The following is a 16,211-nucleotide window of genomic DNA, read 5'->3' as shown; positions in this document are numbered from 1 at the left end:
CATGACACCCGGTTATATTCATTCGATTGAATCTATGGGGCTGGTTGACGGACCCGGTATCAGGACGGTGCTCTTTTTACAGGGCTGCCGGCTGCGGTGCCGGTACTGCCATAACCCCGACACCTGGAACGTAGAGGGAGGGACGCCGTTTACACCGGAGCAGGTTATACGGAGGCTTAAGCGCTTTAAGCCTTATTACGGTCCCCGGGGAGGCGTAACTTTTTCAGGCGGGGAGCCTCTGCTCCAACCTGATTTTCTTCTGGAAACGTTGTCTTTATGCAGGGAGGAGGGGATTTCCACCTGTCTCGACACCGCAGGATGCGGCATCGGCAGATACCGTGAAATTCTTGGTAACACGGATCTTGTTATTTTTGATGTGAAACACTATACGGACAAAGGTTACCGGGAGGTTACGGGGAAGTCGCCGGATGAGGCGCTGCGCTTTCTGGATGCCGTCATGAGCAGCGGGGTTCCTTTGTGGATACGCCATGTGGCGGTTCCCGGGCTAACGGACGGAGAAAAACATTTTACAGGACTCTGGAACTTTATCCGGACGCTGCACGGCGTAGAGAAAGTGGAACTGCTGCCCTACCATGTACTGGGAGTGTCCAAATATCATACGCTTGGCATTCCCTGTCCGCTGGAACATGTGCCGCCGATGGAGCCCGGAGCCCTGGTCCGTTGGCAGCAGGTTATGAATAACGGCCTTACAATTAACGCACCGCATACCACAGTCATTAAGAAAACGGAGGAGCAATTATGCCTGTCAATGTAAATAGTAAAGCCTGGGAAGGATTTCGCACCGGAGAATGGCGCCATCTTGTAAATGTCCGCAATTTTATCCAGAAAAACTACACGCCCTACACCGGAGACGCCGCGTTTCTGGCGCCTCCGACCGGCCGTACGCTGAAAGTCTGGGAAAAGGCGCATGCCCTGATTGTGGAGGAAGTGAAAAAGGGCATTATCGATGTGGAAACAAATGTTGTTTCCGGCATCAACCATTTTGCTCCCGGTTATATTGACAGGGAAAATGAAGTGATTGTAGGTTTGCAGACCGACGCTCCTTTAAAGCGGATTGTCAATCCGTTCGGCGGTATCCGCACCGCCAACCAGGCCCTTGAACAGTATGGATACCAGTTGAACCCGGAGATCCAAAAACATTTCCGGCTGTACCGGAAAACCCACAATGACGGTGTGTTTGACGCCTATCCCGAACGCACCCGGCTGGCCCGTTCGGCCGGACTGCTCACCGGTCTGCCGGATGCCTACGGGCGCGGCCGTATTGTGGGTGACTACCGCCGCATTCCCCTTTATGGCACCGATTTTCTGATTGAGGAGAAAGAAAAAGATCTGGATATGCTGGACGGAGCCATGACGGATGAAAGAATCCGTCTCAGGGAGGAGGTCCGTATGCAGATCCGGGCACTGGACGAGATGGCGGAAATGGCGGAAACATATGGCTGTGACATCCGTCGCCCCGCCGGCAGTGCCAGGGAGGCCGTGCAGAACCTGTACCTGGCCTATCTGGCCGGAATCAAGGAAAATAACGGCGCAGCCACCAGTCTGGGCAGAACCGCGACCTTCCTGGACATCTATATTAAACGGGACCTCGATTTGGGAATACTGGATGAAGCAGGCGCCCAGGAGCTGATTGACCAGTTCATTATCAAGCTGCGCCTTGTGCGCCATCTGCGCACACCGGAATATAATGAACTCTTCGGCGGCGATCCCACCTGGGTTACGGAGGCCCTCGGCGGAATGGGGGTAGACGGCCGCACGCTGGTCACCCGTACCACGTTCCGTTATCTCCATACGCTGACGAACCTGGGAACTGCCCCGGAACCCAACCTGACCGTGCTGTGGAGCGGCAGCCTGCCCGGTCCGTTTAAAGAATACTGCTCGCGGTTGAGCATTTCCACCGACTCCCTACAATACGAAAATGATGAGCTGATGCGCCCCCTGTACGGCGACGATTACTGTATCGCCTGCTGTGTTTCGGCAATGGCAGTTGGAAAACAGATGCAGTTTTTCGGAGCCAGGGCCAATCTTGCCAAAAGTCTGCTGTATGCAATTAACGGGGGAATCGATGAGAATAAGGGCCTTCGTGTCATTCCCGAAATCCCCCTGGATACCGATGAGATTCTCGATTATCCGAAAGTGCTTGGAAACTATAAGAAAGTACTCTCCTATGTTGCCGGTCTGTACGTGGATACAATCAATATCATCCACTATATGCATGACAAATATGCCTACGAAGCCAGCCAAATGGCCCTACACGACACCCTGGTGGAACGGCTGGCCGCTTTTGGGGTCGCAGGACTCTCCATCGCCGCAGACTCCCTCTCCGCCATCAAATTTGCCATTGTTAAGCCAATCCGGAATGAAAACGGAATTGCCGTAGACTTTGAGGTGGAAGGAAGTTATCCAAAGTACGGCAATGACGACGACAGGGTGGACGATATTGCGGTAGAGCTTATGGCCTTTTTCTCCGGGGAACTGAAGAAACACGCCCTGTACCGGAATGCCGTCCACACGCTTTCCGCCCTCACCATTACCAGCAATGTCATGTATGGAAAGAAAACGGGAGCCACTCCGGACGGCCGCAAAGCAGGTGAACCATTTGCCCCCGGTGCGAATCCCATGCACGGCCGTGACGAGAACGGCGCCCTGGCCTCCCTGAATTCCGTGGCAAAGCTCCCCTACAGAGCCGTCTGCCAGGACGGCGTCTCCAACACATTTTCCATTATACCCGATGCACTGGGGAAGTCACCGGACGAGCGGACTAAAAACCTTGTTTCCATCCTGGACGGATATTTTATTCAGGGTGCCCACCACCTTAACGTCAATGTAATGAACCGCCGGGTTCTCATGGATGCCATGGAACACCCGGAGGAATACCCGACCTTAACGATCCGCGTTTCCGGCTATGCAGTCAACTTTAACCGTCTCACCCGGGAGCAGCAGCTGGAGGTAATCAAACGCACCTTCCATGAACAGATGTAACTGTCTTTCAGGCGCGAAATGTACGCGGGATATATCACCCCAAACCAGTTACTGTTCACTCCGTGCCCAGCAACACGCTTCGCGATGCACAGAAACGGCAAAAAGCACCGTTGATTGTAATGAAAAGTCCGCATCGCGCACTTTTCGTTGCGTCGCGCCGTAACCCTCGGGTTTTCTGTGACTTTCGCTTTGCTCCACTCACAAAAAACACCTCGCGGAATACTGCCCGTGAACAGTAACCCAAACCACAATATTTCCCTTTTTCCACCCCACCGTTCTCTGGACAACCAAATAAAACCATGTTACAATCATTAGGATACAAAGGAGGTTTTAATCATGGATTATTATGACAGCAATGATAACCAATATAATAACGGACCCGGGAACGGCCGGAATCAGGGAGGCAATCCCGCAGGCGGACCGCCGAAGCAGCCCAACGGCATGGCCACGGTTTCCCTGATCTGCGGTATTATCGGTGTTCTTTCTCTCTGCGCCTGTATTGCATTTCCCTTATCAATTATCCTGGGCGTAGCTGCTATTGTCCTTTCCTTTCTTTCGAGAAAAGGAGAACCGTTTACCGGCATGGCCATTGCAGGACTTGTATTAGGCATTCTTGCACTGGTGCTTGGCGTAGCCGAAGGCCTGTATATGATTGCAGTTAATTTCATGCTCCGCGATCCGCAGATGTCTTCCATGTTCGACCAGATACTGGAGCAGTACCAGAATGCGCAGTAACACTGCCGCATAATAAAATCCGACGACAGGCTCAGTAAACAACGAAAAGCACGCTTCGCGAACTTTTCATTGCCGCTCAACAACAATATATGCAAAAAAAAGGCACACACCGCGGTTTAACCGTAATGTGTGCCTTTTTACATCAGTATATCCCGGCCAGTAAATCCACATGTCTCACCAGCAGGTAATAATTTTTTACAACAAAATTGACAACCAGAATCGCAATTCCGATGAACAGCACCGTCATCCAAACCGCAGGGCGCAGCGCCTTCTTTTTCCGCATGCAGTAAAAACGGTACAGTAAAAAAGAGGGAATGGACACCGCCATATACAGTACAAGCGGGTTAAGCCAGATACTGTCCGCCACCCGCCCGTGAAGCAGCGCCAAAAACGCCCTGGTTCCTCCGCAACCGGGACAGTACGCTCCCGTCACCACATGGAACAGGCAGGGATAGATGCCCTGGCTGACGCTTTCAATAAGCTCTGCTAAAATTCTCATTCTTTCGTCTCCTCACCGGAACGCGCCAGACAATGAACAGGGCCGGACCGGCCGGTCTTCTTCCTTAATCAGCGAGCGCAAATGCGTCATGTACCACGCGCATCGCCCGGTTTGTATCCACCTCGTCAATCAGAACCGTGATACGGATCTCGGAGGTGGCAATCATCTTGATATTGATATTCGCACTGGACATCGCTTCGAACATCTTCGCCGCAACACCGGGGTTACTTGTCATTCCGGCTCCGATAATTGAAATCTTTGCCACCGTGTCGTCGGAGCTGACCGACTGGGCCGTCAGCATCTCGAGGTGAACATTAATAAGTTCCAGCGTCTCCTGTAAATCCGTGCGGGCCACCGTGAAGGAGATATCCTTCTTATTGTCACGCCCCACAGACTGAATAATAATATCTACGTTAATCTGATGTCTGGCCAGAAGATTGAACAGCCGGAAAGCGATTCCCGGTTCATCACTCACACCAAGCACAGAAACTCTGGCTGTATTTTTATCTGCGGCCACACCGCTTACCAACATCTTCTCCATAGTGGTTTTCTCCTTAATGATCGTACCTTCCGCTCTGGTCATACTGGAAAGGACCATCAGTTTTACTCCGTACCGTTTGGCCATCTCCACCGAACGGTTGTGCAGAACCTTCGCGCCCAGGGATGCAAATTCCAGCATCTCGTCGTATGAAACCTCCGAGAGCTTCCTCGCATTTGGAACAATCCTCGGATCCGCCGTATAAACGCCGTCCACGTCTGTATAAATCTCGCAGAGGTCGGCGTGAAGGGCAACCGCCAGCGCAACCGCCGTCGTGTCCGAACCGCCCCTTCCCAGAGTCGTCATATCATCGTATTTATTAATTCCCTGGAAACCTGTGATTACAACAATCTTCCTGGCATCCAGTTCATTCCGGATTCTCTCCGTCTCGATTCTCTTGAGCTTTGCCTGTCCATAAGCGGATGTGGTCCTCATCGCCACCTGGGACGCATTGAGGGAAACCGCCTGAACCCCCAGCGACTGAAACGCCATCGCCATAAGCGCTACAGAAATCTGCTCTCCTGTCACCAGAAGCATGTCCATCTCACGTTTCGACGGGGTTTCCGTAATCTCATGTGCCTTTTCAAGCAGGCCATCCGTCGTCTTTCCCATGGCGGAAAGTACCACCACCACGTCATAACCTTTCTCATAATCCTCAATGCAGCGCCTCGCCACATTGAAAATCTTCTCTTTATCGGCTACAGAACTGCCTCCGAATTTTTTCACGACCAGCATAAATTGCCCGTCCTCCTGTGTAGTTTAGAAATTATTATCCACATCGCAGCCAGAGAGCAGCTTCGCCGCAAACAGTGACATAGTACTTAAAAATCCGTCCGGTGTGAACAGTAATGTTTTGAATTTTTATTTTATAACAAAAATATCACGGTGTCAAATATTCTCTCATTGCGGAGAGGACAGAACTTACCCCGGCATCGGACTGTTCTTCAGATATTCGACAAATATTTTCTGCAGCTCGGTACACTCATCGCTGTTATAATAGGCTCTCAGTTCACGGCTCGTATCCGGATGGGCAATCTTATAGAAGGTCAGCTCTTCCGACGGTCCCACATAATAGGGGATGCTGGCCCTGATAAACGTGATTCCCGAACCTGTTCCGGCAAGATAGTATGCACTGATAAGCTGATCCATCTCCATCACGATGGTCGGTTCGAATCCGGCGTCACGACAGATCTTTAGACCACGCCGATGCATATCATTTCCTCTCTTTAGGAACAGGAAATTCTCTTTTGCAAATACTTCCATCGGTACGCTCGGTAAATCAGGGGCCAGAAAACGGCCGTTGCAGATATCCCCATAGCAGACGGCCTGCCGCCGGAGTTTTTCATTAATCTCCAATGCGCTGGGGACCGCCAGTATAATATTTTCTTTTTTCAGAACGATGGAATTAAATTTAGACGGCATATTGGGCTCTACCGAGATACCCAAATCCACGATTCCGGCCTGAAGGAATTTTCTCAAATCACTGTCGTTTGTCTCGATCAGTTTGATGTTGATACCAGGATTTTCCAGCCTGAATGCCGCGACCAGCGGCGGAAGAACGTAGGTACAGAAAAAAGACGGGGCGCCGATATTTAAATCGGATTTCCGATGGCGGCGCATTTCATTGCAGTACGATTCTATTTCTTCCTGAATCTCCTGCATCTTTCGGAAATATTCCACAAAGACTTCACCTTCCGGCGTCACTTTAAGCGGTACGGAGCCACGGTCAAATATCTGTGTTCCCAGATTCCCCTCCACCCGTTTCACAATCTTACTGAGCGCCGGCTGCGTGATATAATACTTTTCCGCCGCCCGCGAAAAGCTCCGCTCTTCACAGACCGCCAGAATATACAGCATATCCCTTACTTCAACTGGTTCCATTCTGCTCACCACTCCTTTATATTTTGTATAAGATGATATATCACCCCATTATGTTAATATTATATCAGATTAAAGATCATTGATCCAATCGAAAGTTCTTCTAAAGCATCTCCCTGCCATTTTTTAAAATTCCCACACCCTCCGCTCTGGTAAAATGCTCCGCGTAACAACGAAAAGCACGCTTCGCGAACTTTTCATTGCCACTCACCAACAAAAAGCCCATATCTACCGCAAAGGTAAATATGAGCTTTCTCTGTCCTATTTTTAAATCTCATTCCTATATTAAATCTTTTTCTTATATCTCAATCTTCTGACTCATTCTTATATATCAGTCTTTTATATCATTCTAATACTGATTCTTATATCTTTTATTCATCAGGTATTTTCGTATCATCTTTCATCATAACTGCCTCCGCACCGGCAGTTCCCTAAGCGCGGATCATCTGGCGGATATCCCCAAAAGCGGCAGCCACCTTCCGATACCTGGATTCGGTCATCTCACCGGTCAGAACGGCGAATTCATCCATATCCGGCAGCTCGATCACCTCCGATTTGCCAAAAGAGGCCTCCACATCGGCCAGTTTTTCCTCCACAGTTCCTGCAAAACGGATAAAATACCTGAATTTCATTTCCTTCACTTCAGACAGTTCCTGTTTTTCACCGGTCCAGCCGAGAGGCACATTGTCGGCCATATGGCAGGACGCCTCCATGATATCGGCAACCACTGCGCTGGCGGTCGGCAGTTTTCCTGCTCCGCTTCCATAGAACATCAGCGTTCCAACCATGTTACCGCGGACCATCACCGCGTTAAATACATCGCTCACTCCATAGAGAGGGTGATCCCTGCCGATCATCATCGGGCAGACAAATACGCTGGTTTTACCGTCGACCATACGGCTGCTTCCGAACAGCTTGACGGAGGTTCCCATCTTTGCCGCGTACTTAAAGTCTGTATCGGTAATCTTCGTAATTCCTTCCGTATACACCTCTTCGTAATTGACTTCCTTCTGGAGAGCCAGAGACGTGAGAATCGTTATTTTCCGGCAGGTGTCGTATCCTTCCACATCGGCCTCGGGATTCCGCTCGGCATATCCCAGTTCCTGGGCTTTCTTAAGCGCCTCCTCAAATGTCTGGCCCTCTCTGTCCATCTTGCTGAGGATAAAGTTGGTCGTCCCGTTCAGGATGCCGCTGATTTCCAGAATCTGCTCTCCCGCCAGGCACTGGACCATGGGGCGGATAATCGGAATTCCGCCGCCGACACTGGCCTCGAACAGAAAATTAATATTTTTGTCCCTGGCAATCTGAAGAAGCTCCGTCCCGTGCGCCGCTACCAGCGCCTTGTTGGACGTAACCACCTGTTTTCCGGCAAGCAGGCAGGCTTTTGCAAATGCATAGGCAGGGTTCACACCGCCCATGGCTTCCACGACAATTCCCACTTCCTCGTCTTTTTCTATAATGGAAAAATCATGCACAATCAGGCCTTCATGAGGATCACCCGCGAATTCACGCAGATCCAGTATGTATTTTACGACAATGTCCTGGCCTGTCTTCTTTTTGATTATCTCTCTGTTTGTCTCTAATACTTCCACGACACCGGAACCAATCGTTCCATATCCCATTACCGCTACCTGAATCATAATCTCTACTCCCTGGCTATTATTTTGACGTAATGAACGCCATTTTTCTCTTCCATTTCCTCAACCATCCTGGAAATATTGCCGGTATCCGGCCTGACTTCCACGCTCAGAGTAAGCGAAGCCACATTATTGACCGGAATACTCTGATGAATGGTCAGGATATTCGCCTTATAAACCGCCACCGTGTGGAGAAGATCCGACAACAGCCCCTGTTCATCGTCCATCTGCAGCACCAGCGTAATTGTTTTTCCCTTTGCATTGTCGTAAAATGGGAAAATATCATCTTTGTACTTGTAGAAAGAACTTCTGCTGATTCCCACTTTCTCAGTGGCTTCCTGTATCGTGATGGCCCGCTCCGATTCAATCAGCTTTTTTGCTTCGACCACCTTCAGCAGAACTTCAGGTACTGCTTTTTGTTTTAACACAAAATATTTTGTCTGCTCTTCCATATTCACTCCCCTGCGCTGTATCCCATTGTGTATGCTTGTGAAATACATTTGTATTCATAGCAAAGATATTAACACATTTAAAATGCAGGTGCAATATCTTTTTTCAGGATTTTGTGGTTTTTATCCATGATTATTGTTTTTTATGCAATACAAAAGAGAGAAAACAACCATAAAAAGCCGTTTTCTCTCTTAAAATCGAGGAAATCATTCATAATAATAAACCGCCCTTGTTCTATTCAAGAACAGTGTCTCCTGTCTGTGAGCCCAGGGATACCAGTGCAGCAGCCGATTCCTCCATCAGAACAGCCGCTTCGGCGCAGAGTGACGGCTCCGGTTCCAGCGTCGGGGAACTTCCCTTACTACTGCCCCTGATTTTCCAGACAGCCTCCGCATCATTGCCGGGAACCGCCTTAAAGATAAAGATGCCGGCAACCGCGCAGATAATGCTGACGGCGATATTCACATAGGCAAACACAACATACGGTGCAAAGCTCAGAGTCGTAAACCCAAACAGCCCCATGTAATAGATGCAGCTCGTATTCCAGGGCACGAGAGGCAGGATAATGGTGTTGGCCTCCTCAATAGTTCTGGAGAGAACGCTTCTGTGAATCTGCCTCTCATCGTAAATCTCTTTAAACATTGTCCCCATCAGAACTGCGGAGACATAAAAATTTGTAACTACCATGACCGTGAAAATTCCGCATACCAGAGTAACCAGGATGGTGGCCGTATCCGATTTGACCGTCTTTGTAATCCTCGCTACGATTACGTGCAGGAATCCCGCTTCACTCAGTATCCCGCCCAGTCCCAGGGCGAGCACCGCGGTACAGATGGTCGACATCATGGAGGATATTCCTCCCTTACTCAGCATTGTGTCCACAATCTCCATCCCTGTGTCCACCTTAACGCCGTTAAAAATAACAGACAGCACTTCCGCCACTCCCGCATGCTGAACCACCATGGCAAGTACAAGTCCCGTAAAGCCCGAAATCAGGATGGCCAGGATGGCGGAAACCTTCTTAAGGCTGAGCACGACAATAAGGATAATGGGAATCAAAAGCAGAATGTTGAAATTGTAAAGTCCTGCCAGCCCGCTTCTCACCGAATCGAGAACGGTCTGATCCAAAGCAACCTGTGCGTATTTACTTCCGAGAAAATAGAAAATCACAAGGCTGATGAGAAAAGACGGCCCCGTTGTATACAGCATAGAGCGCACGTGGTAATAAATATTGATATCGCTGGCGCTGGAGGCCAGGATGGTTGAATCGGACAGCGGAGAAAGCTTATCTCCGAGAATTGAGCCGGATATGACTGCGCCGGCAACCAGAGCCACCGGAATTCCCATGCTGGCTCCGATGCTGACACAGGCCACACCAACGGTTCCCGCCGTCCCCCAGGAGGAGCCGATACAGATTGACAAAAGGGAACACATGATAAAGGTCAGCGGAAGCAGCATCCCTGGTGTAATAATCCCCAGGCCGTAGTAGATCAGCATGGGAACCGTGCCGCATTTAATCCACGCGCCGATCAGGAGTCCTACGAACAGGAGAATCATGACACAATCCATGGCCCGTTTCACGCCGCCCATCATCCCCTGCTCCAAATCCGCATAGCGGTATCCGGCCAGCATGGAGATCATAAGGACGAGGAAAATATTGACTACCAGAAGCGGGATTGTGGCAACTCCCAAGGTGATTCCCACCGTAAGGACCACGGCTATCACGGCAAGAACAGAGGCGGATAATAACAGACCGGGGGTTCCCGGCTCTCTTTTTGTTTTCATCTTCATATTCAATCTCTCCTTCACTGAAAACTCACAGAAAACAAAAAAGCACCCGGATATACCGAGTGGCGAAGGTTACTGCAGGTTGAATACTCTGTCTGATTTTCCAGTCCATGAAACGTAAGGATGACTTTAAAAAACGAAAGGCGCGCCTATGGGCCTCTCACCGACATCAGACAAGGGCGCATAAATGCGCTTACCCCTTCCTTCGCCTACGAGATTAGCTGACGGGTTCGGGGAAGAAGGTCCCCTATCGCCATAAAGGCGAATACACCCCAAAAATTGGTTCTCCCGCTGCCGCCGCCCGGTTTGCAGGCTGCTGGCATTCGGCGTTATATGTTTTCTGCTGTATATTCTGTTGTTAGTTAATTTTAACAAAACCACAATCCACATTCAAGTATTTTTGTTGAAAGTTAATATAATCTTAAATAAATAGGTTACTATTCACTCCGCGCCCGGTAACACGCTGAGCGATGCACAGAGGCGGCAAAAACATCGCTTCGCGAAATATATCTGAGTATCATTAACAATTACTACGCAAAAACGGAAGGAACGGCACATGGCCCATTTCCTCCCGTTTATCAAACTATTATTATATTGTACCTTGAACCCCGCGGTTTACTGCTCCGGAGTTTCCTGGTTCTTCAGGCTGATCCATTTCAGGTATGCGCTGATAAACAGATCGATGTCCCCGTCCATTACGGCATTGACGTTGCCGTTCTCGGCATTGGTCCGGTGATCCTTAACCAGTGTGTACGGCTGCATCACATAGGAACGGATCTGGTTTCCAAAGTTGATATCCTTAACGTCACCGCGGATGTCGGAAAGTTTATCCGCATTCTCCTGCTGCTTGAGCAGATAGAGCTTTGCCTTCAGCATCTGCATCGCCTTGTCCTTATTCTGGAACTGGGAACGCTCATTCTGGCACTGTACCACGATTCCTGTTGGAAGGTGGGTAATACGAATAGCAGATGACGTCTTATTAATATGCTGCCCGCCGGCGCCGCTGGACCGGTACGTGTCAATCCGCAGATCATCCTGGTTAATCTCAATATCCAGATCTTCCTCGATATCAGGCATGACGTCGCAGGACACGAACGAAGTCTGTCTCTTGCCTGCCGCATTGAAGGGTGAAATACGTACAAGACGGTGCACGCCCTTCTCCGATTTCAGATAACCGAAGGCATTCTCCCCGTTAATCTGAACCGTAATGGACTTAATTCCGGCTTCATCTCCGTCCAGGAAGTCCAGGACCTCGGTCGTATAACCTTTCTTGTCGGCCCACCTCTGGTACATGCGGTACAGCATACTGCACCAGTCCATGGCCTCGGTTCCTCCGGCTCCCGCATTCAGCTTCAATATGGCATTACAGTTATCATATTCCCCTGAAAGCAGAGTTCTCGTCCTGATGTCCTCCAGGCTGCCGGTAAATTCATCCAGCATCTCCTGAATTTCCGGGATCATCGCAGGATCGTTCTCCTCGTATCCCATCTCTATCATTACCTGGATATCTTCGTACTGCTGTTCCAGATGGCGGTAAGTTTCTACCGTATCTTTTAAATTCTTTGCTTCTTTTACTGTTTTTGTGGACCTGTCCGGATCGTCCCAGAATCCCGGTTCCTCCATGGATTTGTCCAGCTCATCGATTCGCTTTACCTTGTTATCCAGGTCAAAGTGAATCCCTCACTTCCACTAAAGTTTTATCATACGTCGATAACGTATATTTGAATTGATCTAATTCAACCATAGCTTCACCCACTTTCAATTTTATATTTTTACATATTTAACATAAATTAACATGATAAACTTACTAAATATCAGGACTTAATTATTTTTCCTCTTTCTTCTGTCCCTGAGGAAGGATCTGCATCTGAACCGTCTTATTCTTAAGCTCCGGATTGGAACTCATCTCCTGCAGGATCTTACGGCCGCAGCACTGCTTGAATTTCTTGCCGGAACCGCATGGGCACGGATCGTTTGGATAAATCTTCTTTGCCTCGCGCTTTTTCGGAGCCTGAACGCTGCTGTCGTCTTTATTCGTTCCCGTAACCTTGGCAGCCGGTTCACGCTCTACCTTCTGCTCCACGCGGATGTGGAAAAGGATACGGACTGTGTCTTCGCGGATTGCGGCAGTCATGCTGTCGAACATCTCATAGCCGCTCATCTTGTACTCAACAAGAGGATCTCTCTGGCCGTATGCCTGGAGGCCGATGCCCTCGCGAAGCTGATCCATATCGTCAATATGGGCCATCCACTTGGCGTCGATTACCTTCAGGAGAATCACGCGCTCGATCTCACGGATCTGCTCTGCCTCCGGGAATTCCGCTTCCTTCTCTTCATAGAGTTTTGTGGCGGCTTCCTTCAGCATATGCTTTAACTCGTTCTTCTTCATATCCTTCTGGTCATCGTTTAATGCGATGGTTGGAAGAGGAATAATCGGAAGCAGCAGTGAGTTCAGTTCCGTCAGATCCCAGTCTTCCGTCCCCTGGTCATCAGAAATGGACAGGTCTACTGCATTTTCTACAATATCCGTAATCATCTTCATAATTACGGTTCTCATGCTCTCACCGTTCAATACGCGGCGGCGCTCGTCGTAGATAACCTCACGCTGCTCGTTCATAACTTCGTCGTATTTAAGCAGATTTTCACGAATACCGTAGTTATTGGTCTCGATCTTCATCTGGGCTTTCTCAATGGCATTCGACAGCATTTTGTGCTCGATCTGCTCGTTCTCCGGCACGCCTAATGCATTGAACATACTCATCAGCTTCTCGGAACCGAAGAGCCGCATCAGATCATCTTCCAGAGAAATATAGAAACGTGATTCACCCGGGTCTCCCTGACGTCCTGAACGTCCGCGCAGCTGGTTGTCAATACGCCTGGATTCATGACGTTCCGTACCGATAATCTTAAGTCCGCCGATGGCTTTCGCCTCGTCATCCAGCTTGATATCCGTACCACGGCCGGCCATGTTGGTGGCAATGGTAACGGCGCCGTGAACACCGGCATCCGCCACGATCTCAGCCTCCAGTTCATGGAACTTGGCATTCAGTACTTTATGCTTGATTCCGCGCCTTGTCAGCATCTTGCTTAAAAGTTCGGAGGTCTCAATGGTAATCGTGCCGACCAGGACAGGCTGTCCCTTCTCGTGGGCTGCCACCACCTCGTCCACTACTGCGTGGAATTTCTCCTTCTTCGTCTTATAAACGGCATCGTCTTTATCAATACGGATTACCGGCCGGTTGGTCGGAATCACGATAACGTCCATCTGATAGATGTTACGGAACTCCTTCTCCTCAGTCTGGGCCGTACCGGTCATACCCGATTTCTTTTTAAATTTATTAAAGAAGTTCTGGAATGTAATCGTAGCCAGTGTTCTGCTCTCCCGGCGTACATTGACATGCTCTTTTGCTTCGATTGCCTGATGGAGTCCGTCGGAATAGCGGCGTCCCGGCATGATACGTCCTGTAAATTCATCTACAATCAGGACCTCATCATCTTTTACAACGTAGTCCTTATCGCGGAACATCAGGTTGTTGGCACGCAGCGCCAGGATGATGTTATGCTGAATCTCCAGGTTCTGAGGATCGGCAAGGTTTTCAATATGAAAGAATTCCTCTACCTTTTTAACACCCTGCTCGGTCAGGTTGACTACTTTATCCTTCTCGTTGACAATAAAATCACCCGTCTCCTCGATCTCCTCACCCATAATAGCAGATATCTTCGTAAACTCCGCAGATTCTTCTCCGCGTTCCAGCTGGCGTGCCAGGATGTCACAGACTTCATATAATTTTGTAGATTTTCCGCTCTGTCCGGAAATGATAAGCGGTGTTCTTGCCTCATCTATCAATACGGAGTCAACCTCATCGATGATGGCATAGTCCAGATTTCTTAAAACCATCTGTTCCTTATATATAGCCATGTTGTCACGAAGGTAGTCGAAACCGAGTTCATTGTTCGTAACATAGGTAATATCGCAGTTGTATGCCGCACGGCGCTCATCGGGCGTCATGGAATTCAGAACCACGCCGACGGAGAGTCCCAGGAATCTGTGGACCTCACCCATCCACTCAGCATCTCGTTTTGCCAGGTAGTCATTGACCGTTACGATAAATACACCTTTTCCGGCCAGCGCATTCAGGTATGCCGGAGCCGTGGATACAAGCGTTTTACCTTCACCGGTCTTCATCTCGGCAATACGTCCCTGATGTAAAACAATACCACCAATCAGCTGGACCGGGTAATGTTCCATGTTGAGGACACGCCTTGCTGCCTCTCTGATGGTGGCAAATGCCTCCGGCAGGATGTCGTCCAATGTTTCACCCTTCTCCAGACGCTCTCTGAACTTTCTGGTGTTGTCCTTCAGTTCTTCATCCGTCAGCTTTTCCATCTCAGGTTTTAAAGCAACGATTTTATCCACAATGGGGTAAATCATCTTTAATTCACGCTCGCTGTGAGTTCCAAACATTTTCTCTATCAGATTCATGCTTTACTCTCCTATTTCTATCATTATTTCTATTATCATCATTGCAAGCTCTTCTATTCATGCCAAAACTGCATAGTTATAGTTATACAATCTTACTTATTCTAACACTAACAGGCGTTTTATTCAACGACTTCATAAATTTTTTACATTTTGTCCACATCCAATTAACGGGATCCATTTTTTTACAGTGACATAATTCGTCACATTATGGTAAACTTAGCAAATTGCACAAAAAACTTGTTCTATTCCCCAGTTGTCCACATTATCCACACCGATTTCGTCGAAAATGTTGAAAAGTTATGCACACCGTACCTTGTCCATTTTAGGGGAAAAAGTAGTTATACACCGACTTATCCACATTATCCACATCTTTTTTATGTTTATCACCATCTTTCCCCATCCAAAGTTCCCTATCCCTTTTTTTGTGTATATCTCATAAACTTGCATATTTCGACAAAAAATACAAAGATTAGCCTTGACAGAATTTCTTTGTTTTAAGCCGTTTTGCAATGGTTTCTTCTATAAATAATTTAAACTTTTTAGAAAAAATTAACAATAATTGTCTCGACAATTTTACTTTCATCATTGAATTTATCGAATAAAAGTGGTATACTATAAACATCCCAAGAAAAAGGAGCGATGTGTATGCGTTATAAGATTACTGGAAGAAATATTAATGTTACCCCGGGGTTAAAGGCAGCAGTTGAGGAGAAAATCGGCAAATTAGAAAGATACTTCAATCAGGACACAGAAGCGATTGTCACATTAAGCGTTGAAAAAGAACGTCAGAAAATTGAAGTTACCATCCCTGTAAAAGGCACTATTATCCGTGCAGAGCAGGAAAGTAACGATATGTACGTATCCATTGATTTGGTAGAAGAAATTATCGAGCGCCAGCTCAAAAAATATAAGAACAAGATTGTCGACAAAAAACAGGCCGCCATCGCTTTCTCCGATTATTTTATGAACGAAGAGTACGAATCCGATGATGAAGTAAAGATTGTCAAAGTGAAACGATTTGCCATGAAACCGATGGACCCCGAAGAGGCATGTGTTCAGATGGAACTTCTCGGACATGCATTCTACGTATTCTTAAACTCCGAGACCGAGCAGGTCAATGTAGTTTACAAGAGAAAAGGCAACACCTACGGACTGATCGAGCCGGAGTTCTAACATCCGCTCTGAAACTTTGAAAACAGA

12 protein-coding genes and 1 riboswitch are annotated in these 16,211 nt (G+C 48.4%); of the genes, 4 read left to right on the top strand and 8 right to left on the bottom strand.

Features of this window, described 5'->3' with window-relative positions; all coding sequences use genetic code 11:
• The first annotated feature begins 1 nt into the window (after position 1).
• The 3 genes from pflA (at position 2) to V3C10_03940 (ending at position 3,738) form a co-directional block, all read left to right on the top strand.
• Positions 2 to 775 carry a pyruvate formate-lyase-activating protein gene (gene pflA / locus V3C10_03950; protein ID WVP62992.1) on the top strand — a complete coding sequence of 258 codons (774 nt, stop codon included), beginning with the start codon at positions 2 to 4 and terminating at the stop codon, positions 773 to 775.
• The gene (pflB, locus tag V3C10_03945; GenBank protein WVP62991.1) at positions 760 to 3,003 is read left to right on the top strand and encodes a formate C-acetyltransferase; all 2,244 of its coding nucleotides are present in this window, start codon (positions 760 to 762) and stop codon (positions 3,001 to 3,003) included. The genes pflA and pflB overlap by 16 nt, the downstream gene beginning before the upstream one ends.
• A 336-nt stretch (positions 3,004 to 3,339) precedes the next feature.
• Positions 3,340 to 3,738 carry a DUF4190 domain-containing protein gene (locus V3C10_03940; protein WVP62990.1) on the top strand — a complete coding sequence of 133 codons (399 nt, stop codon included), beginning with the start codon at positions 3,340 to 3,342 and terminating at the stop codon, positions 3,736 to 3,738.
• Positions 3,739 to 3,880: 142 nt separating this feature from the next.
• On the opposite strand, the gene V3C10_03935 is transcribed toward V3C10_03940, so the two are convergent.
• From V3C10_03935 to secA, 8 genes are all read right to left on the bottom strand, one after another.
• Positions 3,881 to 4,237 carry a DUF2752 domain-containing protein gene (locus tag V3C10_03935; GenBank protein ID WVP62989.1) on the bottom strand — a complete coding sequence of 119 codons (357 nt, stop codon included), beginning with the start codon at positions 4,235 to 4,237 and terminating at the stop codon, positions 3,881 to 3,883.
• 64 nt (positions 4,238 to 4,301) lie between these two features.
• Positions 4,302 to 5,510, bottom strand: coding sequence for an aspartate kinase (locus tag V3C10_03930; GenBank protein WVP62988.1), 1,209 nt, complete (start codon positions 5,508 to 5,510; stop codon positions 4,302 to 4,304).
• A gap of 186 nt (positions 5,511 to 5,696) precedes the next feature.
• On the bottom strand, positions 5,697 to 6,656 hold the full coding sequence (locus tag V3C10_03925) for a LysR family transcriptional regulator (GenBank protein WVP62987.1): 960 nt from the start codon (positions 6,654 to 6,656) through the stop codon (positions 5,697 to 5,699).
• Between the two features lie 428 nt (positions 6,657 to 7,084).
• On the bottom strand, positions 7,085 to 8,293 hold the full coding sequence (locus V3C10_03920; protein WVP62986.1) for a homoserine dehydrogenase: 1,209 nt from the start codon (positions 8,291 to 8,293) through the stop codon (positions 7,085 to 7,087).
• Positions 8,294 to 8,298: 5 nt separating this feature from the next.
• Complete coding sequence (locus V3C10_03915; protein ID WVP62985.1) at positions 8,299 to 8,742, bottom strand: ACT domain-containing protein; 444 nt, start codon at positions 8,740 to 8,742, stop codon at positions 8,299 to 8,301.
• 232 nt (positions 8,743 to 8,974) lie between these two features.
• Entirely contained in the window at positions 8,975 to 10,531 is a 1,557-nt protein-coding gene (gene nhaC, locus V3C10_03910) for a Na+/H+ antiporter NhaC (GenBank protein WVP62984.1), read from the bottom strand.
• A gap of 188 nt (positions 10,532 to 10,719) precedes the next feature.
• Positions 10,720 to 10,867: riboswitch (cyclic di-AMP (ydaO/yuaA leader) on the bottom strand.
• Between the two features lie 276 nt (positions 10,868 to 11,143).
• Positions 11,144 to 12,272 (bottom strand): peptide chain release factor 2 gene (prfB, locus tag V3C10_03905; protein ID WVP62983.1). Its coding sequence is split into 2 segments (ribosomal slippage): positions 11,144 to 12,196 and positions 12,198 to 12,272, totalling 1,128 coding nucleotides; the frame shifts between segments, so codons are not numbered across the junction.
• Between the two features lie 81 nt (positions 12,273 to 12,353).
• Positions 12,354 to 15,011, bottom strand: a complete 2,658-nt coding sequence (secA, locus tag V3C10_03900) for a preprotein translocase subunit SecA (protein ID WVP62982.1) — start codon at positions 15,009 to 15,011, stop codon at positions 12,354 to 12,356.
• Between the two features lie 645 nt (positions 15,012 to 15,656).
• On the opposite strand from secA, the gene raiA reads away from it, so the two are divergent.
• On the top strand, positions 15,657 to 16,184 hold the full coding sequence (raiA, locus tag V3C10_03895; protein ID WVP62981.1) for a ribosome-associated translation inhibitor RaiA: 528 nt from the start codon (positions 15,657 to 15,659) through the stop codon (positions 16,182 to 16,184).
• Positions 16,185 to 16,211 lie beyond the last annotated feature (27 nt).

This window comes from [Clostridium] symbiosum, assembly GCA_036419695.1.
GTDB lineage: Bacteria > Bacillota > Clostridia > Lachnospirales > Lachnospiraceae > Otoolea > Otoolea symbiosa_A.
This window is presented reverse-complemented; position numbering and strand designations above follow the sequence as displayed.

Coding starts and splice junctions, on each gene's coding strand:
- raiA (WVP62981.1), top strand. CDS start 15,657: ATGCGTTATAAGATTACTGGAAGAAATATTAATGTTACCCCGGGGTTA.
- V3C10_03915 (WVP62985.1), bottom strand. CDS start 8,742: ATGGAAGAGCAGACAAAATATTTTGTGTTAAAACAAAAAGCAGTACCT.
- pflB (WVP62991.1), top strand. CDS start 760: ATGCCTGTCAATGTAAATAGTAAAGCCTGGGAAGGATTTCGCACCGGA.
- pflA (WVP62992.1), top strand. CDS start 2: ATGACACCCGGTTATATTCATTCGATTGAATCTATGGGGCTGGTTGAC.
- secA (WVP62982.1), bottom strand. CDS start 15,011: ATGAATCTGATAGAGAAAATGTTTGGAACTCACAGCGAGCGTGAATTA.
- V3C10_03930 (WVP62988.1), bottom strand. CDS start 5,510: ATGCTGGTCGTGAAAAAATTCGGAGGCAGTTCTGTAGCCGATAAAGAG.
- V3C10_03935 (WVP62989.1), bottom strand. CDS start 4,237: ATGAGAATTTTAGCAGAGCTTATTGAAAGCGTCAGCCAGGGCATCTAT.
- nhaC (WVP62984.1), bottom strand. CDS start 10,531: ATGAAGATGAAAACAAAAAGAGAGCCGGGAACCCCCGGTCTGTTATTA.
- V3C10_03925 (WVP62987.1), bottom strand. CDS start 6,656: ATGGAACCAGTTGAAGTAAGGGATATGCTGTATATTCTGGCGGTCTGT.
- V3C10_03940 (WVP62990.1), top strand. CDS start 3,340: ATGGATTATTATGACAGCAATGATAACCAATATAATAACGGACCCGGG.
- V3C10_03920 (WVP62986.1), bottom strand. CDS start 8,293: ATGATTCAGGTAGCGGTAATGGGATATGGAACGATTGGTTCCGGTGTC.